Origin of the sequence: Pseudomonas sp. NFACC42-2, assembly GCF_900116055.1 — a bacterium.
Lineage (GTDB): Bacteria > Pseudomonadota > Gammaproteobacteria > Pseudomonadales > Pseudomonadaceae > Aquipseudomonas > Aquipseudomonas marginalis.
Genome location: NZ_FOZO01000033.1, coordinates 1 through 20,384, shown reverse-complemented (window position 1 = coordinate 20,384; position 20,384 = coordinate 1). Strand labels below are relative to the sequence as shown.

The window sequence follows — 20,384 nt, the reverse complement described above, 5'->3', positions numbered from 1 at the left end:
ATCATGCAAGCCGTACAGCGTGAGATTGCTGAACAGCTCAAGGTCCAAGCGCCGTTCAAGGACCAAGCCGCCCTCGAGGCCGAAGTTGCCCGGCGCGTGGCGTTTATCCAGGATTGCCTGCGCAATTCCGGGCTCAAGACACTGGTGCTGGGCATCAGCGGCGGCGTCGACTCCCTGACTGCCGGCCTCTTGGCCCAACGCGCGATGCAGGAACTGCGCTCCCGCACCGGTGACGAGGCCTACCGCTTTATCGCCGTGCGCCTGCCCTACGAAACCCAGTTCGATGAAATCGATGCCCAGGCCTCGGTGGACTTTATCGACCCGGACGAGCGCCACACCGTGAACATCGGCCCGGCGGTGAAAGCCCTGGCCAATGAAGTAGCGGCGTTTGAAGGCAAGGCGGCGGTGTCCCGCGACTTCGTGCTCGGCAACACCAAGGCGCGCATGCGCATGGTGGCGCAGTACACCATCGCCGGCGCGGCCAGCGGCCTGGTGATCGGTACCGACCATGCGGCGGAAGCGGTGATGGGCTTTTTCACCAAGTTCGGTGATGGCGCCTGCGACCTGGCGCCGTTGAGCGGGCTGGTAAAGAACCAGGTACGCGCGATTGCGCGGTTCTTTGGTGCGCCGGAGTCGTTGGTGGAGAAGGTGCCGACGGCCGACCTTGAAGACCTGTCGCCAGGTAAGCCGGATGAAGCGTCACATGGCGTGACCTATGCCGAGATCGATGCGTTCCTGCACGGTGAGCCGGTGCGGGAGGAAGCGTTCCGAATCATCTGCGAGACGTACCGCAAGACCGAACACAAGCGGGTGATGCCGTTTGCGCCGTGAGGTGAGCCAGATAGTGGTGTGTTGATTGGCAGGCAGTCATCGGGGGCAAGCCCCCGATGAACGATAACGCGGTCTTACTTCAGGACCACAGTGCCCTTCATCATCGAGATGTGGCCCGGGAACGAGCAGAAGAACGCGTAATCCGTACCGGCCGCCAGTTTCGAGACATCGAAGGTCACCGAATCCTTCTCGCCGGCACCAATGATCTTGGTGTGGGCGATGATGCGATCGTCACCCTCTTTCAGGTAGTTCTTGTCGATGCCAGCAGCCATGCCATCAGTGGCAACCGGCTGCATGTTGGCGGCGCTGGTCAGCACCCAGTTATGACCCATGACGTTTTTCGGCAGGCTGCCGGAGTGAGTCAGCTCGACAGTGAACGTCTTGCAGCTCTTGTCGATCGTGATTTCCTTGGTGTTGAAGGACATCTGGTCAGTGGAGTCGACGGTGACCTTGCACTCTGCAGCAAGCAACTGGCCGCTGGCCAGAGTCAGCAGGGAAACAGCAACGAGTTTGGCAAACATGTGAATCTCCAAGGCAGGGTTTAAACAACGCGTAATGCGACAAGGGTGCCTGAGGCAGGCAAAAATTCTTATGACCTGAATCAACAGATTGTATACAACTTTAGGCTATCAGACTTATCGACACAATCAACCAGCCAAAGTGCCGCAGGGTGTCTATGATCGGCCCATCACCCACTGGAGCCCGAGCCATGCACCTCAACCAACTGTTCAATGGCCTCCTGGCCGCGTACGCCTGCGGTAAGTGAAGGCCAAGCGCCCCTTGAAGCTGCTACCATGTCGTCCCAAGGCAGCTGCGCGCCGCCACCCTCACCTTCGACCCTAGAGGATCGCCCATGGCCAAACCTAATTACTCCTTCGCCAAACGTCAGAGAGACTTGGCCAAGGAACAGAAGAAAGAGGAAAAACTGCAACGTAAGAAAGCCGCGGTAGATGAAGAAGCCGGCGCACTCAACCCGGATGCTGATGGTGAAGTAACGAGCGACGAGACTGAAACACCAAAAGATCCAGCTGAATAATTTTCGTTGTGGTGAGCAGGCCACCCCGGCTCACCACACTCCCCTGTTATTCCAGCGGCATCACCGTCACCCGCACCTCCGGGTCATGGCTCCCTCCCCCCAGAATCACCCCACGCAACGGCGACACATCGGAGAAATCCCGGCCCCAGGCCAGGGTGATGTGCTCCAGTGCCGGCTGCACATTGTTCGTCGGATCGAAATCCACCCAGCCCGATACCGGGCAATACACCGAGACCCATGCGTGGGAGGCATCGGCGCCGATCAGGCGTGGCTGGCCGGGCGGTGGCTGGGTGAGCAGGTAGCCGCTGATGTAACGCGCCGCCAGGCCGCGCGAGCGCAGGCAGGCGAGCATCAGGTGGGCGAAGTCCTGGCACACGCCGCGGCGGCGCTCCAGCACTTCCACCAGTGGCGTGGCGACCTGGGTGGCTTCGGCATCGAAGGTGAATTCGCTGAAGATCTTTTCCATCAGCGCCTGTACACCCAGCAGCAACGGTTTGCCAGGGGGAAAACAGCTTTCGGAAAATTCGACGAAGGTTTTCTTCAAGTGCACGTAGGGCGATTCGAAGCGGTAGCGACAGGCTTCGATCAACTCGGGCGACAGTGGCTGGCTGCTGTAGGTCAGGCTGTCGCGGGTCTGGTCCCAGGCGGGCGAGTGCTGGAAATCCAGCACCGGCCGCGCCAGCACTTCCACGGTCAAACCGGCATTGACCAGCAATTCATCGTGGGGCCGCTCGAACGCCAGGCGGGTGATCGGGTTGCCGAACACGTCCAGCTCATCACGGCGTGCGGACGGCGGCGGGCTGATGTCCAGTTGCTGGGCGCTGCAACGCTGCCAGGCGCACGGCCTCGGCCATAAATGCGCGAGCTGCTGGGCCAGGGACACCGGGCTGTCGTAGTGGTAATGGGTATCGTGGAAAATCTGGTAGCGCGCACTCATCACACCGACACCGTTTGCTGGCTGACATCATCCACATGGGCAAAGTGGCGCAAAGCCAGACGATCCGACACTTGCCCACTCTCATCGGCGACCGCCTGCAGCAGGTCGGCCAGGCCTTCCAGTGCGGCACGCACGCTGGATTCGCCAAACAACGGGTTCTCCAGGCACGCCAGGTCGAAACGCGCCAGGCGCTCCACCAACGGCGCCAACCCGGTCTCCCGTGGCACACCGAAATCATCATTAAGACGGCGCAGGGTACGGCTCACCAGTTTCAGCTGGAACAGCACCGCGTGGGGGTTCTGTTCATCCAGCAACAACAAATCCAGGACCGGAATCAGCTGCGGCACCGCCAGGTAGCGCGAGCGGTAGGTGATGCTGCTGTTGCCGAGTTCCAGCAACCACTCCAGGCCCGCTTGATCGAACACCGCCACGCCGCGCAGGAATGCCGCCAGGCTGCTGCTGAGAAATTGCAGACGCTCGATGCGCCGGCCCATCATCAGGAAGCGCCAGCCTTCGTCGCGGGTCATGTCGTCCAGGGCAAACCCGGACAGCGCCGCCAGGGACATTACCAGGCGGTTGAGGAAATCCAGCAACTCACCAAAATCCGGGCTTTCGCTTTCCAGCTCCAAGGCTTCGCGTTGCAGCTCCACCAGGGCCTGCCAGTTCTCACGGGACAGCTTGCCGCGCACCTGGGACGCCGCCCACTGCAAGCGTTGCAGGTTGGCGCGTAGGCTCGACGGCCAATCATCGCCGAGCAAGGCCGCCTGCAAACGCTCGGGCAGCTCGCCCTCCTCCGGCAGCAGGCGCAGGTTTTCACCCAACTCGACCGCCGCCTGCAAGGCCAGGGGGTCGTCGCCGTCGACATAGCGCGCCAGCACGATGCGCAGCCAGCGTGCGCTGTCGTCGCAGCGTTCGCAGTAACGGCCAAACCAGAACAGGTTTTCCACCACGCGGGACGGTAGATAAGGGTCGCGGCGCACCAGGTCGTGTGCACCAATTGCGCGTTGGGCGCGCCAATGCTCGCCACTGCTGGCGCGTTCGCCCAGCACCCAGGTGTCCTTGCTGGCGCCGCCGCGTTGCATCGACACCACTTCCGCATCGGCGTCGGCCGCCACGCGGGTCAGGCCGCCGGGCAGTACGCGGTAGCCCTCCGCGCTGGCCACGGCATACACGCGCATGCCGATGGCGCGGTGTTGCAGGTGATCCTCCACGGTGTGCCACACCGGTGCCTGGGACAGTTGTGCCAGCTCCTGGGCGACGTAGGCGTAAGGCCGCGCGCGCATGCGTTCGGCCAAGGCCTGGCGTTGCTCGTCGTTCAAGTCGCGACCGAATACCGGGGTGAAACTTTGCGACGGAAACGCTGGCTTGATCAGCAGTTCCGGCAGTTTCTCCAAGGCCTCGGCGAGCACCGGCGCCTCACCGCACCACCAGGTGGCGATAGACGGCAGGATCAACTCTTCGCCAAACAGGAACTGGTTGATCCTGGGCAGAAAGCCGAGCAAACCGGGGGACTCCAGCACGCCGCTGCCCAGGGCATTGGCCACCAGCACATTGCCCTGGCGCGCGGCGTCGAGCAGGCCGGGTACGCCGAGGGCGGAGTCGGTGCGTAGCTCCAGCGGGTCGCAGAAGTCGTCGTCGAGGCGACGCATGATCGCGTGCACCCGGCGCAGGCCACTGAGGGTTTTCAGGAACACCGTGCTGTCGCGCACCGTGAGGTCGCCGCCTTCCACCAGCGGGTAGCCGAGCTGACGCGCGAGGTACAGGTGTTCGAAATAGCTCTCGTTGAAACGCCCAGGGGTGAGCAACACGATCAGCGGTGGCTGGTCATCGCTCGGCGCCTGGCGGGCCAGGGTTTCCTGGAGCGTGCGGAAGAAACCGGTGAGGTGCTGCACCTGCAGATCACGGTACAGGTCCGGGAAGGCGCGGGACACGATGGTGCGGTTTTCCAACGCATAACCGGCGCCCGAAGGCGCCTGCGTGCGGTCGGCGGTGACCCACCAGCGGCCATCCGGGGTACGCGCCAGGTCCACGGCATACAGGTGCAGAAACGCACCGTCGGGCGGTTGGATGCCTTGGCACGGCCAGAGGAAATTGTTATGCCCGAACACCAGCTCGGCCGGCAGCAGACCTTCCTTGATCAAACGTTGCGGCCCGTAGAGGTCCGCCAGTACGGCGTTGAGCAGGCGCGCACGCTGGGCGATACCGGCTGACAGCTGCTGCCATTCATCGGCAGCCAGCACATGGGGCAGCAGGTCCAGTTCCCAAGGGCGATCGGCGCCCTTGGGGTCGGCGTAGACGTTATAGGTGACGCCGTTTTCCTGGATCTGCCTTGTCAGCAGCGCCTGGCGCTGGGCCAGTTGCGCGGGTGTGCTGCGTTGCAGGTGATCGAGCAAGCGCTGCCAATGGGCGCGTACTGCGCCACTGTCGTCCAGCAGTTCGTGATAAGTACCCGCGGTCAGCGGGTATTGGTCGAGCAAGTCGGGCATGGAACGCTCGGCAGAGGCAAAGGGGCTCAGTTTAATTCAAATTCACTGCAATCTAATGTGGGAGGGCGCTTGCTCCCTCCCACATTGTGATCGCTTTTAGTCATTTTTATTGGGGTGACGCCGCAGATCCAGGGTCATCGGCAATTCGTCATTGATCACAACACTCGGCACGGTGAGCTTTCCTGGTGTATGGCCGAGACGGAAAAACCGCGCCATGCGCCGGCTCTCCGCCTCATTGGCGTTTACCGGCAGGCTGTCGTAGTTACGCCCGCCCGGATGCGCAACATGGTACTGGCAGCCGCCCAGGGAGCGCTGCATCCAGGTGTCCAGCAGGTCGAACACCAGCGGCGCGTGCACCGGGATGGTCGGTTGCAGGCAGTTGGCAGGTTGCCAGGCGCGGTAACGCACGCCGGCGACGAACTCGCCAATGCGCCCGGTCGGTTGCAGTGGCACCGGGATGCCATTGCAGGTCAGCAGGTAGCGTTGCGGCGGCAGCCCGCTCACCTTCACCTGCAAGCGCTCCAGGGACGAATCCACATAGCGCACCGTGCCGCCCACCGCGCCCTCTTCGCCCAGTACATGCCAAGGCTCCAGGGCCTGGCGCAGTTCCAGCTCGATCCCGCTGACGGCGTAATCGCCCACCTTGGGGAAGCGGAACTCCAGGTGCGCGGCGAACCATTCGGCACGCAACGGGTAACCGGCGGCGTTCAACTCGACGATCACGTCGGCAAAATCCTGCTCGATAAAGTGCGGCAACAGGAAGCGGTCATGCAGTTCGGTGCCCCAGCGCGCCAGTTTCGGCGGCGCATAGGGTTCACGCCAGAAGCGCGCCACCAAGGCCCGCAGCAGCAGTTGCTGGGTCAGGCTCATGCGTGCGTGGGGCGGCATTTCAAAGGCCCGCAACTCGAGCAACCCCAGGCGGCCAGTGGCACCGTCGGGCGAGTAGAGTTTGTCGATACAGAATTCGGCGCGGTGGGTATTGCCCGTCACGTCGATCAACAGGTTGCGCAGCAGGCGATCCACCAACCACGGCGGGCATTCTTCACCCGGCTGCGGCATTTGCGCAAAGGCGATTTCCAGTTCATACAGCGCGTCGTTGCGGGCTTCGTCCACCCGCGGTGCCTGGGAGGTCGGGCCGATAAACAGGCCGGAAAACAGGTACGACAGCGAGGGGTGGTTATGCCAATAGCTGATCAGGCTGCGCAGCAGGTCGGGCCGGCGCAGGAACGGCGAGTCCTTGGGCGTCGCGCCCCCCAGCACAAAGTGGTTACCGCCGCCGGTGCCGGTGTGGCGGCCGTCGATCATGAACTTCTCGGTGGTCAGCCGGGTCTGCCGCGCCTCCTCGTAGAGGAATTCGGTGCGCTCCACCAACTCGTCCCAGGTCGCGGACGGCTGCACGTTGACCTCGATCACACCCGGATCCGGCGTGACACGGAAGTTGCTCAGACGCATATCGAACGGTGGTTCGTAGCCTTCCAGCAGCACCGGGCAGTGCAATTCCTCGGCGGTGGCTTCGATGGCGGCCACCAGCTCCAGGTAATCCTCGACGCGCTCCAGGGGCGGCATAAACAGGTACAGACGCCCTTCCCGCGCTTCGGCACACAGGGCGGTGCGGGTCAGCCAGTCGGCGGACTCGTCGACCTCGGGCACTCGCTCGTCGCTCGGTGCGGGTTCGCCATGGCTTTGCAGTTGCGTGCTGGTCGGCAGTTCCGGTTGATCCTGGTTAGGATCGGTGGGGTGCACGAATGGATATTCCGCCGCCGTCACCCACGGCTGCGAGGCCAACGGCAGGCGATAGCCCAGCGGCGAATCCCCCGGCACCAGGCGGCAATGGTTATCGCGCAGGTACCAGCGCCCGCTCTGCCAGCGGTCATTGGCCGCCGTACGCGCCAGCGGCAGTACCTGGCCGATGACTTTATCCAGGCCCTGGCTGAACACCTTGCGCAAGCGCTCGCGCTCCAGCTCGTCGCTCAAGCGCGGGTCCTGGGCCGTGACGTTTTGCGGCAACGCGCCTTCGCGCCACAGGTAGTAGAAATTGTCTTCGAAGGCCGGGAATACAAAGCGCGCCGGCAACTTCAGGCGCTCGGCCACGCTGGCCAGGAAACGCCCGGCCATTGCGCCATCGGCGCCGTAGTCCTGCTGTTCATCGGCGATAAGCGCGCTGTTGTGCCAGATGGGCACGCCGTCACGGCGCCAGTAGCAGTTAAGCGACCAGCGCGGCAATTGCTCGCCGGGGTACCACTTGCCCTGACCGAAGTGCACCAGGCCCTTGGGTGCGTAGTGCTTGCGCATGCGCTGGAACAGTTCGGCGGACAAGCGCCGCTTATCCGGCCCGAGGGCTGCGGTGTTCCATTCGGCGCCGTCAGGGTCGTCGATGGAGACGAAGGTCGGCTCGCCGCCCATGGTCAGGCGTACATCATCCTTGAGCAGGTCGCCATCGATCTGCCGGCCCAGGGCCTGGATCGCCAGCCATTGCTCTTCGGTGTAGGGCTTGGTGACCCGTGGCGCTTCCCAGATGCGCTCCACCGACATTTCGTGGGTAAATTCGCACTCGCAGGGTTCCACCAGCCCACTGATCGGCGCGGCGGACGATGGATCGGGACTACAGGCCAACGGGATATGCCCTTCACCGGCAAACAGCCCGGAGGTGGCATCCAGGCCGATCCAGCCGGCACCGGGCAAATACACTTCGCACCAGGCGTGCAGGTCGGTGAAGTCGACTTCGGTGCCGGAGGGGCCGTCGAGGGCTTTGACGTCGGCGGTCAGTTGAATCAGATAACCGGACACAAACCGCGCCGCCAACCCGAGGTTGCGCAGCAATTGCACCAGCAGCCAGGCCGAATCGCGGCAGGAGCCGGAAGCGTTTTCCAGGGTGAATTCCGGGGTTTGCACCCCCGGTTCCATGCGGATCAGGTAGCCGATGTCGGCGGCCAGGCGCTGGTTGAGACCTACCAGAAAGTCCACGGCCGGCAACGGCGTGCGGTCGATGCCCGCCAGGTAGGCGGCAAACCTCGGCGTCAGCGGCAGGGTTTCCAGGTACGGCGCCAGCTCGCGCTGTTCATCGGCGGCGTAGCTGAAGGGGATTTTTTCGGCGTAGGGCTCAAGGAAAAAATCGAACGGGTTGAACACCGCCATCTCGGCGACCAGGTCAACCTCGATGCGCAGTTCATCGGTCTTTTCCGGGAACACCAGACGCGCCAGGTAATTGCCCTGGGGGTCCTGCTGCCAATTGATGAAGTGCTGCTCGGGCAGCACTTTGAGTGCATAGGACAAAATCCGCGTGCGGCTATGGGCTGCCGGACGCAGACGCACGATCTGTGGGCCAAGCTCGACCGCGCGGTCGTAGCGGTAATGCGTAACATGGTGCAACGCGACATGAATCGACACGGCGGCCTCCTGCGAGCCAGGGCATGGACACAAAGCGCGCAAGACTTATGCCAGAGCGGCGGTCATTGCGCTTTATCGTAAGACCCGGTGCAGTACAGCACCAAAACGGCGCCAACGGTGGTGTCGTGGTGCAGGCGCCGCACATATTTGTGGCGTTAATGTGAGGATGGGTGGCGAATCTACCCAATCAACGGGTTTTGCGCTTTGCGATTACGGCTGGTTTAACCGCCTGCCGAATGCGACGGATTCCCACGAGTTTCGTGCGCATCTCTCGTTGAACCTTGCTGTTAAGTGTCAATAATCCGAGCAATGGGAATAACAGCGCCAACCCATACAGGACTTTGTGAGGCTGGAATTGAACCATCGGAACTACAAACAGTAGACAGGCGACATAGATACCGACCATTACCCACACCCAGGAGGGTCGGCCCCGCAAAATCATAAAGTTGCTATGGACCGTCAACAGAATGAGCAGCGCCCCGGCAGACATGATCTTGAGCCCCACTTGAGCCATCGGCGCATCACGAAAATAGGTGATGAACGCCAGCGCCACGGCCAACGCCAAAGAAAAACACGCAGCAAATACGCCGCCCATAAACGTCAGAAAGTATTGTCTGAAAAAGTCGCGTAGCGTCATCAATTCGCTCATTCGCTTACCTCCTCGTACAGTCCAATCGCGATGGTGTTGACGTTTCCGGAGTAGGCACTCCCGCCAAACCCAACGCTTGCGCCCAGGACGTCTTTGATCTGGGTAGTGGTGCTGTGCTTGAGCTGCGTGGGGGTGAAACGCTTGGTGAGTTCGCCCGACGCCTGCCTCAATTTGATCATCTTCGCGGTCAAGCTGGGATGGTTGATGCTCAGCAGCTCTTTCGTCAGCTTGGCTCTTTCCTGGCGATTCAAACCGCGAAGCACATCACGCAGGCTCTTGCCCGTCGATGCTTTGGCGGCCCTGACCAGCTTGACCGTCGTCAGGGCCGAAGCGCCCACGCCAGCCAGTGATACGGCGTCCAGCACGATGGACGCATTCTGGTACCAGCCTTCACTGTCGAGCGAATCCTTGACCTCAGGTTTGGCGACTTCCAGCGCTGTTCGGGCAATGCCGTTGAAACACTGAAGCGTACTTGCGCCGGCAGCCGCATACCCCACTACAACGATGACGGAACTGGCGCCAGCGCTGAAAGGCACCAGAATTGTTCCACTGGCGATCGCAGCCCAACTGATGACCGCCCCCAAGCAGGAGATTCCGGTATTCACGGCTTCGCCAATCAGTCGCGATTCTCGAGGATTGCTCACGACATGTTGAGCAAACTGTGTTGGCGCAATGTACTTCTGCGCTTCACGCAAAATGATGCGCTTGGGCTTGATGCTGCAGATGGGCTTGAATTCGCGCAGGGTAATGACGTTGAAGTCGGCGTCGATATACACCACCCCCGCGCCGACGATGCTGGGGTCGGCGTCGATGGCCGCGAACAGCCGTGGCAGGTTGATCTGGCTTTCGATACGCTGGCGCGCCATGAACTGGGAGCGGTTGGAGTCCATGCCGATGCCGGCCAGGGGGTTGCCCATGGGGTATTCTTCCTTGAAGGGGTGGAGACTGGACTGACGCTATCGAGGCAAGCCCCCTCCCACACTTGTCCGTATACGCAATCCAATGTGGGAGGGGGCTTGCCCCCGATGGCAATTTAATGGGCGCCACCTTAACAAACAGACTCCCCACCGCCTAGAAAGCAAAACGCCAGCACAAGGCTGGCGTTTGCATTTTCAAGCGACGATCAACGCGGCACCACCGGCTTGCGGGCCGGCTTGCCGCCCTTGCCCTTGGCCGCATCGCTGCGTTCCTTGGCCGCCTGCTTGTTACGCGCCTGGGCCGCCGCCTTGGCTTGTTCGCGCTTGTCCCACGGGTTGCTGCCGTCACTGCCACGGGGCGGCAAGCCGGTGTGCTGGGTGAGGATCCTGGTGGTGGTTTCCTTGGCGACCTTGTGGCTGCCGGCCGGCGTCGAGTTCTTGCGACGGGCGCTCTGGTAGCTGTCGGTGCTCGGCTGGTGCAGCGGGATCAGTTGGTCCTTGCCCGGCCCGATCAGGTCGGCACGGCCCATGCGGGTCAGCGCTTCACGCAGCATCGGCCAGCCCTTCGGGTCGTGATAGCGCAGGAACGCCTTGTGCAGGCGGCGCTGCTCCTCGCTCTTGACGATGGTCACCGCGTCGCTCTTGTAGGTGACCTTGCGCAGCGGGTTCTTGCCCGAGTGGTACATCGCGGTGGCGGTGGCCATCGGCGACGGGTAGAACGCCTGCACCTGGTCGGCGCGGAAGCCGTTGCCCTTGAGCCACAGGGCCAGGTTCATCATGTCTTCATCGGTGGTGCCCGGGTGAGCCGCGATGAAGTACGGGATCAGGTACTGCTCCTTGCCCGCTTCCTTGGTGTACTTCTCGAACATGCGCTTGAACTTGTCATAGCTGCCGATGCCCGGCTTCATCATCTGGTTGAGCGGACCTTCCTCGGTGTGTTCCGGGGCGATCTTGAGGTAGCCACCAACGTGATGGGTGACCAGCTCCTTGACGTATTCCGGCGACTCGACCGCGAGGTCGTAGCGCAGGCCGGAAGCGATCAGGATCTTCTTCACACCCGGCAATGCACGGGCGCTTCGATACAGCTGGATCAACGACGAGTGGTCGGTGTTCAGGTTCGGGCAGATGCCGGGAAACACGCACGACGGCTTGCGGCACGCGGATTCGATTTCCGGGCTCTTGCAGGCAATGCGGTACATGTTCGCGGTCGGGCCGCCGAGGTCGGAAATCACACCGGTGAAGCCCGGCACCTTGTCGCGGATCTCTTCGATTTCGCGAATGATCGACTCTTCGGAACGGTTCTGGATGATCCGCCCTTCGTGCTCGGTGATCGAGCAGAAGGTGCAGCCGCCGAAACAGCCACGCATGATGTTCACCGAGAAACGGATCATGTCGTAGGCCGGGATTTTCTCCTTGCCGTACGCCGGGTGCGGAACACGGGCGTAAGGCATGCCGAACACGTAGTCCATTTCTTCGGTGGTCATCGGAATGGGCGGCGGGTTGAACCATACGTCCACTTCGCCGTGCTTCTGCACCAGGGCGCGGGCGTTGCCTGGGTTGGTTTCCAGGTGCAGAACGCGGTTGGCGTGGGCATAGAGCACGGCGTCGCCACGGACTTTTTCCACCGATGGCAGGCGGATCACGGTCTTGTCGCGGGTCATGCGCGGGCTGGCCAGGATCTGCACGACCTTGGCTTCTTCCGGATCATCGACCGGCCCCTTTTCCTGCTCGATGGCGCAGGCCTGGGTGTCCTGGGTGTTGACGTACGGGTTGATGATCTTGTCGACCTTGCCCGGGCGGTCGATACGCGTGGAATCCACTTCGTACCAGCCGGCTGGGGTATCGCGACGGATGAACGCAGTGCCGCGCACATCGGTAATGTCTTCGATCTTGTGGCCCCACGACAGGCGCTGGGCGACTTCGACGATGGCCCGCTCGGCGTTGCCGTACAGCAGGATATCGGCGGTAGCGTCGATCAGGATCGAGTTGCGCACGCGGTCCTGCCAGTAGTCGTAGTGGGCGATGCGGCGCAGGGATGCTTCGATGCCGCCGAGTACGATCGGCACGTTCTTGTAGGCTTCCTTGCAACGCTGGCTGTACACCAGGCTGGCGCGGTCCGGGCGTTTGCCGGCCATGCCGCCTGGGGTGTAGGCGTCATCGGAACGGATTTTCTTGTCGGCGGTGTAGCGGTTGATCATCGAGTCCATGTTGCCGGCCGCGACGCCGAAGAACAGGTTCGGCTCGCCCAGTTTCATGAAGTCATCTTTGGACTGCCAGTTCGGCTGCGCAATGATCCCGACGCGGAAGCCCTGGGACTCCAGCAGCCGGCCGATGATGGCCATGCCGAACGACGGGTGGTCCACGTAGGCATCGCCGGTGACGATGATGATGTCGCACGAATCCCAGCCAAGCTGATCCATCTCCTCCCTGCTCATCGGCAGGAATGGCGCAGGGCCGAAACATTCGGCCCAGTACTTGGGATAGTCAAATAACGGCTTGGCTGTTTGCATGACGGTGACCGGTGTTGAGATGAAAAATCGCGGGCGCGGAATATAGCACAAATTTTGACCAATTCCGACGGTAATGGTCGGAATTGAGCAGACGGGTTATTCGTCGTCGTCGAAGTTATAACTGCCCGGGGCCAGGTTCTCGAAGCGCGTGTATTTGCCGATGAATGCCAGGCGAACAAAGCCGATCGGGCCGTTACGCTGCTTGCCGATAATGATCTCGGCAATGCCTTTGTGCTCGGTCTCGGGGTGATACACCTCGTCGCGATACACGAACATGATCACGTCAGCATCCTGCTCGATCGCTCCGGATTCCCGCAAGTCGGAGTTCACCGGGCGCTTGTTGGGGCGTTGTTCCAGGGATCGGTTGAGCTGGGACAGGGCGACTACCGGGCAGTTGAATTCCTTGGCCAGGGCCTTGAGGGACCGGGAGATTTCGGAAATTTCGTTGGTGCGGTTATCGCCACTGGAGCCCGGGATCTGCATCAATTGCAGGTAGTCGATCATGATCAGGGCGATGTCGCCGTGCTCACGTACCAGGCGGCGGGTACGTGCACGCATCTCGGACGGGCTGATACCGGCGGTGTCATCGATAAACAGCTTGCGGTCGTTGAGCAGGTTGACCGCCGAGGTCAGGCGCGGCCAATCGTCGTCTTCCAGGCGACCGGCACGCACCTTGGTCTGGTCGATACGGCCGAGGGACGACAGCATACGCATGATCAGCGATTCGCCTGGCATCTCGAGGGAGTACACCAGGACGGTCTTGTCGCTGCGCAATACGGCGTTTTCCACCAGGTTCATCGCAAAGGTGGTCTTACCCATGGATGGACGGCCGGCGACGATGATCAGGTCGGACGGCTGCAGGCCGCTGGTCTTCTCGTCGAGGTCGGTGTAGCCGGTGGAGATACCGGTGATGGCGTTGTCGGTGTTGAACAAGGTGTCGATGCGGTCGATGGCCTTGGTCAACAGGTCGTTGACGCTGACCGGGCCGCCGGTTTTCGGGCGCGCCTCGGCGATCTGGAAGATCTGGCGCTCGGCTTCGTCAAGGATTTCGGCGGCGGTGCGGCCTTCGGGATTGAAGGCGCTGTCGGCGATTTCGGTGCTGATGCCAATCAGCTGGCGCAGGGTGGCGCGCTCGCGAACGATCTGGGCATAGGCCTTGATGTTGGCGACGGACGGCGTGTTTTTTGCCAGTTCACCCAGGTAGCCCAGGCCACCGACCTGGGAGGTCTGGCCTTCCTTGTCCAACTGCTCGGCAAGGGTCACCACGTCGATTGGGGAGTTCTGGTCGGCCAGCTTGGCGATGGCACGGAAGATCAGGCGGTGGTCATGACGATAGAAATCACCGTCCGAGACTTGATCCAGCACGCGTTCCCAGGCGTTGTTGTCCAGCATCAGGCCACCGAGCACGGCCTGTTCGGCCTCGATGGAATGCGGCGGCACCTTCAGGGCAGCGGTTTGCAGATCGTATTGCTCAGGAGCTGAAATATCGTTCATGGCCACTTGGAATTAGGGGATTGTAGAAAAACAAAAGGCACGACCTGTAAACAGGATCGTGCCCGATGTTAACTGCCCGGCACACGAGGTGCCAGTCAGTTAGGTGCGACTTAAGCTGCTACCACGACAACGCGTACGGTGGCTTCAACTTCGGCGTGCAGGTGCACGGCTACGTCGAATTCGCCTACGTTGCGGATGGTGCCGTTCGGCAGACGAACTTCGCTCTTCTGCACTTCAACGCCGGAGGCGGTCAGTGCATCAGCGATGTCGTGGGTGCCGATCGAACCGAACAGCTTGCCTTCGTCACCGGCGGTGGCAGTGATAGTCACTTCCAGCTCAGCCAGTTGGGCAGCGCGAGTTTCGGCCGAAGCTTTCTTGTCTGCTGCTGCTTTTTCCAGCTCAGCGCGACGCTCTTCAAACGCAGCCAGGTTGGCAGCGGTTGCAGCGGTGGCTTTGCCGTATGGCAGCAGGTAGTTACGACCGTAGCCGGCCTTAACGTTCACTTTGTCGCCCAGGTTGCCCAGGTTGGCGACTTTTTCCAGAAGGATCAGTTGCATGTGAAAATCCTCTAACTTTTAACCTTCACCGTTCGCGTTATCGGCGTCTTTCGGCGCAGAACGTCCGCGAAAATCAATCAGGCTGTCGACAATGGCCAAGACCACGAGTAACGGACCGATCAAGTGCATGAGCGGCAGGACGGTGACGTAGATCCCCACCAGCCAGAAACTGGCCAGTCTTTTCTGCGCGACCAGCCCGTGAATCAGGGACAAGCCAGCGAAGAACAGCGGTACACCGCACAACGGCAACAGGATCAAGGTGTGCCACCCGATAAACGGGGCAACGCACATGACGGCCAGCAGTGACAGCGCAACGCGCTTGGGGATCCGGATTGCGCGAAACTCGCTTCCGAACCCCCCGGGGTTATACAACAACGCCTGCCAATAGCGCCCAAGAATCAGGCACAACACACTAAAGACCTGCACCGAAACCGCTGTCGAAATGATCAACATCGGAACTGCCAGTGAAGCGAGTGCTGCTTTCTGGTCTGCCGAGAACTTCTCGTAAGACTCACCCATCACCAGCGGCAAGACGTGTTGAAACGTCTGCGCCAGCGACTCGATGAAAGAACCGAAGACGGTCCCCAGGCTCACCGCACATAACAACCCCACGGCCGTGCTGACCAGCAGCACGCGATTCCAGGAATGCCCGGCGCGCAAAACCAACGCCAGGCTGCAACTCCCCAACAGCACCAGAAGCGCTGTCGGGTCTTGCAGGAAATGCCAGCTCACCAACACTGACAACAACCCCAGACCCAGGACGCTCAAGGCGTCCGAACCGCGCCGCAGGAGCACAAGGCAACCCGCGGCGGCACCCAACCAGAACAACAACGGCAACACTGCACATCCAGCCACTACCAGAGTGGCCTGCACACGACCGCGCATGATGAACTCAGCTAAGGCGCGCATGCATTCAATCCCTTACTACTTGTCGACTGCCCGGTCTCAGCGGCCGTGGCTGTCGGTGTAGGCCAGCAGGGCCAGGAAGCGGGCGCGCTTGATAGCGGTAGCCAGCTGACGCTGATAACGTGCTTTGGTACCGGTGATACGGCTTGGAACGATTTTGCCGGTCTCGGATACGTAGGCTTTCAGAGTGTTGAGATCTTTGTAGTCGATCTCCTTCACTTCTTCAGCGGTGAAGCGGCAAAACTTACGACGACGGAAGAAACGTGCCATTTGATAGGCTCCTTAATAAGGTCCGTGGATTACTCGTCAGCGTTATCGCTGCTGTCGCTGTCATCACTATCAGCGCTATCAGCGCCTTCGTGCTCAGGACGGTCGCGACGCTCACGGCGCTCACTGCGGTTTTCTTCAGCCTTGAGCATCTCGGATTGGCCGGTAACGGCTTCTTCGCGACGGATGACCAGGTTACGGATCACTGCATCGTTGTAGCGGAAGTTGTCTTCCAGCTCGGCCAGGGCCTTGCCGGTGCACTCAACGTTCAGCATCACGTAGTGAGCCTTGTGAACATTGTTGATTGCGTAGGCCAGTTGACGACGACCCCAATCTTCCAGACGGTGGATTTTGCCGCCGTCTTCTTCGATCAGCTTGGTGTAACGCTCAACCATGCCGCCGACTTGCTCGCTTTGATCCGGGTGGACCAAAAAGATGATTTCGTAATGACGCATGAATGCTCCTTACGGGTTGTAGCCTGCCGCTCAAAAACGGTCAGACAAGGAGTGAATGACACTTATGGATCTTGCCGCAGGGAGGCACATCGGTGCCTGCCAGGAAGGCAAGGGGCGCAATTGTAGAGAAGGGGAAGAACGGGCGCAAGGTGATTGGTGATTATTTGAACAATCTCCCAGACACCACAAAAGCACATGTGGGAGGGGCAAGCCCCCTCCCACATGTTGGTTCTACGCCAGGCTTGGAATTACTTCTTCGCCTTGGCCTTGGCACCACGCTGACGCTGGGCCTCAAACAGGCACACGCCGGTCGCAACCGACACGTTCAGGCTGCTGACACTACCGGCCATCGGCAGGTGCACCAGGTAATCGCAATGTTCACGGGTCAGGCGACGCATGCCCTTGCCTTCGGCCCCCATGATGAGGATGGTCGGACCGGTGAGGTCCTGGTCATAAATGCTGACCTCGGCCTCTCCCGCCGTGCCCACGACCCACAGGCCGCGCTGCTGGAGTTTCTCCAGGGTGCGCGCCAGGTTGGTCACGGCCACCAGCGGAATCACTTCCGCCGCGCCACAGGCGACTTTACGCACCACCGGCGTCAAGGTAGCCGACTTGTCCTTCGGCACAATCACCGCCAGCGCACCCGCAGCATCGGCCGAGCGCAGGCACGCGCCGAGGTTGTGCGGGTCGGTCACGCCGTCCAGCACCAGCAGCAACGGTGCACCTTCGGTACGGTCGAGCAGCTCATCGAGCATCGCTTCGCCCCAGACCTGGCTCGGACTGACGTCCGCCACCACACCCTGGTGAACGCCTTCGACCCACACGTCCATTTCACGCCGTTCGGCCTGGCCGATGGCGACTTTGTTTTGGTTGGCCAACTCGACCAACGCCTGTACGCGCGGCTCGCTGCGACCTTCGGCCAGCCACACTTGCTTGACGCGCTTAGGATGGTGACGCAGCAATGCTTCTACGGCGTGGACGCCGTAGATTTTTTCCAGACTCATGACTTGGCCTTAGGTTTGCGCGACCCGCCGCTTTTCGCGGGGGCCGAACCCGCTTTTGGCGGGCCTTTACGGTGTTTACTGGGCTTGCTCGACGGTTTTTCCGCCCCTTGGGACTTTCCCCCAGACGCCGCTTTACCACCGCTTTTGGCTTCGTTGAGCAACTGCTGCTTCAACTCACGGCTCTTGCGCAGCTCGGCGTTTTTCGCCGCCGCGTCGCTTGGGCGGTAGGCCTCGGGTGCTTTGTCCTTGGCTGCTGGACGGCGCCCGGCCTTGGCTGGAGCGGGCTCTGCAACTGCCGCTTTGGCGGGAGCGCCTTTGCCCTTGCTTGCAGGCGCGGTCGTCTCGCTACCACGCTTTTTACGGCCCGGCGCTTCGGCGGGCTTGTCAGGCATGCCAAAGTCGATCTTGCGCTCGTCGAGATCGACGCGCATGACCTGCACTTCCACGGTATCGCCCAAACGGAAACTGCGACCGGTACGCTCACCCGCCAGGCGGTGGTGCACAGGGTCGAAGTGGTAGTAGTCACCCGGCAAGGCGGTGACGTGCACCAGGCCTTCGACGTAGATGTCGGTCAGCTCGACGAACAGGCCAAAGCCGGTCACGGCGGTGATCACGCCTGGGAACGACTCGCCCACACGGTCCTTCATGAACTCGCACTTGAGCCAGTTCACCACGTCGCGGGTGGCTTCGTCGGCGCGGCGCTCGCTCATGGAGCACTGCTCGCCCAACTGTTCCAGGGCCGCTTCGTCGTACGGGTAGATCCGCGCCTTCGGAATGGTCATGGCACCGGCACGCTTGACGTGCGGGGTGTTCTGCTTGGAATGGATCACGCTGCGGATTGCGCGGTGCGTGAGCAAGTCCGGATAACGGCGAATCGGCGAGGTGAAGTGGGTGTACGCCTCGTAATTCAGGCCGAAGTGGCCCTGGTTATCGGCGCTGTACACCGCCTGGCTCAGGGAACGCAGCATCACGGTCTGGATCACGTGGTAATCCGGACGGTCCTTGATGCTGGCCAGCAGTGCCTGGTAGTCCTTCGGCGTCGGGCCGTCCTTGCCTTTGTGCAGGGACAGGCCCAGCTCGCCGAGGAACGCGCGCAGTTTTTCAAGGCGCTCCGGTGGCGGGCCATCGTGTACACGGTAGAGCGCAGGGATTTCGTGCTTTTTCAGGAATTCAGCGGTGGCCACGTTGGCCGCCAGCATGCATTCCTCGATCAGTTTGTGCGCATCGTTACGGGTGGTCGGGGTGATCGCGGCGATCTTGCGCTCGGAACCGAAGACAATCCGGGTTTCCTGGGTTTCAAAATCGATCGCGCCACGCACATGACGGGCACCCAGCAACACCTTGTACAACGCATACAGCTGCTTGAGGTGCGGCACCACATGCCCGTACTCACCACGCAACGCCTTGGCTTCGCTGGTTTTCGGCTGTTCCAGGATGGTGCTGACCTTGTTGTAGGTCAGGCGTGCCTGGGAGTGGATCACCGCTTCGTAGAACTGGTAATCGGTCATTTCGCCGGTTTTCGAGATAGTCATCTCGCAAACCATGGCCAAACGGTCGACTTTCGGGTTCAGGGAGCACAAGCCATTGGACAACTGCTCAGGCAGCATCGGGATCACGCGCTCAGGGAAATACACGGAGTTGCCGCGTACCTGGGCCTCGTTATCCAGGGCCGAGCCGATCTTCACATAGCTGGAAACGTCGGCAATCGCGACGAACAACTTCCAGCCGCCGGAGAACAGGCGCAGCTTGCCGGGCTTGGCTTCGCAGTAGACCGCATCGTCGAAGTCGCGGGCATCTTCACCATCAATCGTGACGAACGGCAGATGGCGCAGGTCGATGCGTTTTTCCTTGTCCTTCTCTTCGACTTCCGGCTTGAGCTTGGCGGCTTCCTTGAGCACAGCCTCAGGCCAGACGTGAGGAATATCGTAGGTGCGCAGCGCGACGTCGATTTCCATGCCCGGCGCCATGTAGTTGCCGACCACTTCAACAATATCGCCCTGGGGCTGGAAGCGCGCAGTGGGCCAGTGGGTGATTTTCACCTCGACGAACTGGCCGACCTTGGCAGCGCCATTGCGGCCCGGGGTGATCAGCACTTCCTGCTGGACCTTCGGGTTATCCGGCACAACAAAGCCGATACCGCCTTCTTCGAAGTAGCGGCCGACGATGGACTCGTGGGCACGGGACACCACTTCGACGATCACGCCTTCACGGCGACCGCGACGGTCCAGGCCGGAAACCCGCGCCAGGGCACGGTCGCCATCGAACACCAGGCGCATTTGCGCCGGGCTCATGAACAGGTCATCGCTGCCGTCATCCGGGATCAGGAAGCCGAAGCCGTCACGGTGGCCGGCAATGCGGCCGAGGATCAGGTCGAGCTTATCCACGGGTGCATAGGTGCCACGGCGGGTGTAGATCAGTTGAGCATCGCGCTCCATGGCACGCAGGCGGCGGCGCAGGGCTTCGAGCTGGTCTTCGGTGGTCAGACCGAACTCTTCGACCAGCTGCTCACGGCTAGCAGGCGAACCCCGATCGGCGAGGTGCGCCAGGATCAGTTCGCGGCTAGGAATAGGGTTTTCATATTTTTCCGCTTCACGAGCGGCCTCGGGATCGAGGGACTGCCAATCGGCCATTAGAGATTTTTCACCTTGTCTATATGCGGGTTAGTTTGGCATACGCGTATTGAAACGGGAAATTTCAGGCATCAACAAGCGTTTAAAAGCCTTTTACAGCCCTCGCCGCGCACCTTGCACGACCATTGGCGAAATTTCCCAGGTTTTTTTCATAGCAGGGGTTTACAGCTAAAAAACGGCTCCGTATAGTGCGCGCCATCGACGACGGCAACGTTGTTGATGCTGCCCAGGTGGTGAAATTGGTAGACACGCCAGCTTCAGGTGCTGGTGATCGCAAGGTCGTGGAAGTTCGAGTCTTCTCCTGGGCACCAAATTCAG

Annotated in this window: 16 protein-coding genes and 1 tRNA gene; 3 read left to right on the top strand and 14 right to left on the bottom strand. The window is 61.3% G+C overall.

Annotation, left to right across the window (positions count from 1 at the left end; genetic code table 11):
• Nucleotides 1-3 precede the first annotated feature (3 nt).
• On the top strand, nucleotides 4-831 hold the full coding sequence (gene nadE, locus BM416_RS29765) for an ammonia-dependent NAD(+) synthetase (RefSeq protein ID WP_027607697.1): 828 nt from the start codon (nucleotides 4-6) through the stop codon (nucleotides 829-831).
• 74 nt (nucleotides 832-905) lie between these two features.
• Here nadE and azu read toward each other — a convergent pair whose 3' ends face one another.
• Nucleotides 906-1,352 (bottom strand): azurin, encoded by a 447-nt coding sequence (gene azu / locus BM416_RS29760; RefSeq protein WP_027607696.1) that lies wholly within the window; start codon nucleotides 1,350-1,352, stop codon nucleotides 906-908.
• 332 nt (nucleotides 1,353-1,684) lie between these two features.
• On the opposite strand from azu, the gene BM416_RS29755 reads away from it, so the two are divergent.
• Nucleotides 1,685-1,867, top strand: coding sequence for a hypothetical protein (locus BM416_RS29755; RefSeq protein WP_092490350.1), 183 nt, complete (start codon nucleotides 1,685-1,687; stop codon nucleotides 1,865-1,867).
• Between the two features lie 46 nt (nucleotides 1,868-1,913).
• On the opposite strand, the gene BM416_RS29750 is transcribed toward BM416_RS29755, so the two are convergent.
• The 13 genes from BM416_RS29750 to rnr form a co-directional block, all read right to left on the bottom strand.
• Nucleotides 1,914-2,804 carry a transglutaminase family protein gene (locus BM416_RS29750; protein WP_092490349.1) on the bottom strand — a complete coding sequence of 297 codons (891 nt, stop codon included), beginning with the start codon at nucleotides 2,802-2,804 and terminating at the stop codon, nucleotides 1,914-1,916.
• Nucleotides 2,804-5,290 (bottom strand): circularly permuted type 2 ATP-grasp protein, encoded by a 2,487-nt coding sequence (locus tag BM416_RS29745; RefSeq protein ID WP_092490348.1) that lies wholly within the window; start codon nucleotides 5,288-5,290, stop codon nucleotides 2,804-2,806. The genes BM416_RS29750 and BM416_RS29745 overlap by 1 nt, the downstream gene beginning before the upstream one ends.
• 96 nt (nucleotides 5,291-5,386) lie before the next feature.
• Nucleotides 5,387-8,677: a transglutaminase family protein gene (locus BM416_RS29740; RefSeq protein ID WP_092490347.1), complete on the bottom strand. Its 3,291-nt coding sequence runs from the start codon at nucleotides 8,675-8,677 to the stop codon at nucleotides 5,387-5,389.
• Between the two features lie 187 nt (nucleotides 8,678-8,864).
• A complete protein-coding gene (locus BM416_RS29735) occupies nucleotides 8,865-9,326 on the bottom strand; it encodes a hypothetical protein (RefSeq protein WP_065940883.1) in 462 nt (153 codons plus the stop codon).
• On the bottom strand, nucleotides 9,323-10,243 hold the full coding sequence (locus BM416_RS29730; RefSeq protein WP_027607691.1) for an Ssp4 family T6SS effector: 921 nt from the start codon (nucleotides 10,241-10,243) through the stop codon (nucleotides 9,323-9,325). The genes BM416_RS29735 and BM416_RS29730 overlap by 4 nt, the downstream gene beginning before the upstream one ends.
• Nucleotides 10,244-10,449: 206 nt before the next feature.
• Nucleotides 10,450-12,753: a YgiQ family radical SAM protein gene (locus BM416_RS29725; RefSeq protein ID WP_027607690.1), complete on the bottom strand. Its 2,304-nt coding sequence runs from the start codon at nucleotides 12,751-12,753 to the stop codon at nucleotides 10,450-10,452.
• 96 nt (nucleotides 12,754-12,849) lie between these two features.
• Nucleotides 12,850-14,247, bottom strand: coding sequence for a replicative DNA helicase (gene dnaB, locus BM416_RS29720; RefSeq protein ID WP_065940881.1), 1,398 nt, complete (start codon nucleotides 14,245-14,247; stop codon nucleotides 12,850-12,852).
• Between the two features lie 110 nt (nucleotides 14,248-14,357).
• Nucleotides 14,358-14,804 carry a 50S ribosomal protein L9 gene (gene rplI / locus BM416_RS29715; RefSeq protein WP_003171376.1) on the bottom strand — a complete coding sequence of 149 codons (447 nt, stop codon included), beginning with the start codon at nucleotides 14,802-14,804 and terminating at the stop codon, nucleotides 14,358-14,360.
• A gap of 18 nt (nucleotides 14,805-14,822) precedes the next feature.
• On the bottom strand, nucleotides 14,823-15,713 hold the full coding sequence (locus BM416_RS29710) for a YybS family protein (RefSeq protein ID WP_065925619.1): 891 nt from the start codon (nucleotides 15,711-15,713) through the stop codon (nucleotides 14,823-14,825).
• Between the two features lie 36 nt (nucleotides 15,714-15,749).
• Nucleotides 15,750-15,980, bottom strand: a complete 231-nt coding sequence (rpsR, locus tag BM416_RS29705; RefSeq protein ID WP_003171373.1) for a 30S ribosomal protein S18 — start codon at nucleotides 15,978-15,980, stop codon at nucleotides 15,750-15,752.
• A 29-nt stretch (nucleotides 15,981-16,009) separates the two neighbouring features.
• Nucleotides 16,010-16,432, bottom strand: coding sequence for a 30S ribosomal protein S6 (gene rpsF, locus BM416_RS29700; protein WP_003171371.1), 423 nt, complete (start codon nucleotides 16,430-16,432; stop codon nucleotides 16,010-16,012).
• Nucleotides 16,433-16,680: 248 nt separating this feature from the next.
• Complete coding sequence (gene rlmB, locus BM416_RS29695; protein WP_003217493.1) at nucleotides 16,681-17,436, bottom strand: 23S rRNA (guanosine(2251)-2'-O)-methyltransferase RlmB; 756 nt, start codon at nucleotides 17,434-17,436, stop codon at nucleotides 16,681-16,683.
• On the bottom strand, nucleotides 17,433-20,066 hold the full coding sequence (rnr, locus tag BM416_RS29690; RefSeq protein ID WP_065947127.1) for a ribonuclease R: 2,634 nt from the start codon (nucleotides 20,064-20,066) through the stop codon (nucleotides 17,433-17,435). The genes rlmB and rnr overlap by 4 nt, the downstream gene beginning before the upstream one ends.
• A gap of 224 nt (nucleotides 20,067-20,290) precedes the next feature.
• Between rnr and BM416_RS29685 the strand changes: the two genes are divergently transcribed.
• Nucleotides 20,291-20,377: transfer RNA gene (locus BM416_RS29685), tRNA-Leu, on the top strand.
• Nucleotides 20,378-20,384: the final 7 nt, after the last annotated feature.

Coding starts and splice junctions, on each gene's coding strand:
- BM416_RS29710 (WP_065925619.1), bottom strand. CDS start 15,713: ATGCGCGCCTTAGCTGAGTTCATCATGCGCGGTCGTGTGCAGGCCACT.
- rpsF (WP_003171371.1), bottom strand. CDS start 16,432: ATGCGTCATTACGAAATCATCTTTTTGGTCCACCCGGATCAAAGCGAG.
- BM416_RS29730 (WP_027607691.1), bottom strand. CDS start 10,243: ATGGGCAACCCCCTGGCCGGCATCGGCATGGACTCCAACCGCTCCCAG.
- BM416_RS29745 (WP_092490348.1), bottom strand. CDS start 5,290: ATGCCCGACTTGCTCGACCAATACCCGCTGACCGCGGGTACTTATCAC.
- BM416_RS29750 (WP_092490349.1), bottom strand. CDS start 2,804: ATGAGTGCGCGCTACCAGATTTTCCACGATACCCATTACCACTACGAC.
- nadE (WP_027607697.1), top strand. CDS start 4: ATGCAAGCCGTACAGCGTGAGATTGCTGAACAGCTCAAGGTCCAAGCG.
- rplI (WP_003171376.1), bottom strand. CDS start 14,804: ATGCAACTGATCCTTCTGGAAAAAGTCGCCAACCTGGGCAACCTGGGC.
- azu (WP_027607696.1), bottom strand. CDS start 1,352: ATGTTTGCCAAACTCGTTGCTGTTTCCCTGCTGACTCTGGCCAGCGGC.
- rpsR (WP_003171373.1), bottom strand. CDS start 15,980: ATGGCACGTTTCTTCCGTCGTCGTAAGTTTTGCCGCTTCACCGCTGAA.
- rnr (WP_065947127.1), bottom strand. CDS start 20,066: ATGGCCGATTGGCAGTCCCTCGATCCCGAGGCCGCTCGTGAAGCGGAA.
- BM416_RS29725 (WP_027607690.1), bottom strand. CDS start 12,753: ATGCAAACAGCCAAGCCGTTATTTGACTATCCCAAGTACTGGGCCGAA.
- BM416_RS29755 (WP_092490350.1), top strand. CDS start 1,685: ATGGCCAAACCTAATTACTCCTTCGCCAAACGTCAGAGAGACTTGGCC.
- BM416_RS29735 (WP_065940883.1), bottom strand. CDS start 9,326: ATGAGCGAATTGATGACGCTACGCGACTTTTTCAGACAATACTTTCTG.
- dnaB (WP_065940881.1), bottom strand. CDS start 14,247: ATGAACGATATTTCAGCTCCTGAGCAATACGATCTGCAAACCGCTGCC.
- rlmB (WP_003217493.1), bottom strand. CDS start 17,436: ATGAGTCTGGAAAAAATCTACGGCGTCCACGCCGTAGAAGCATTGCTG.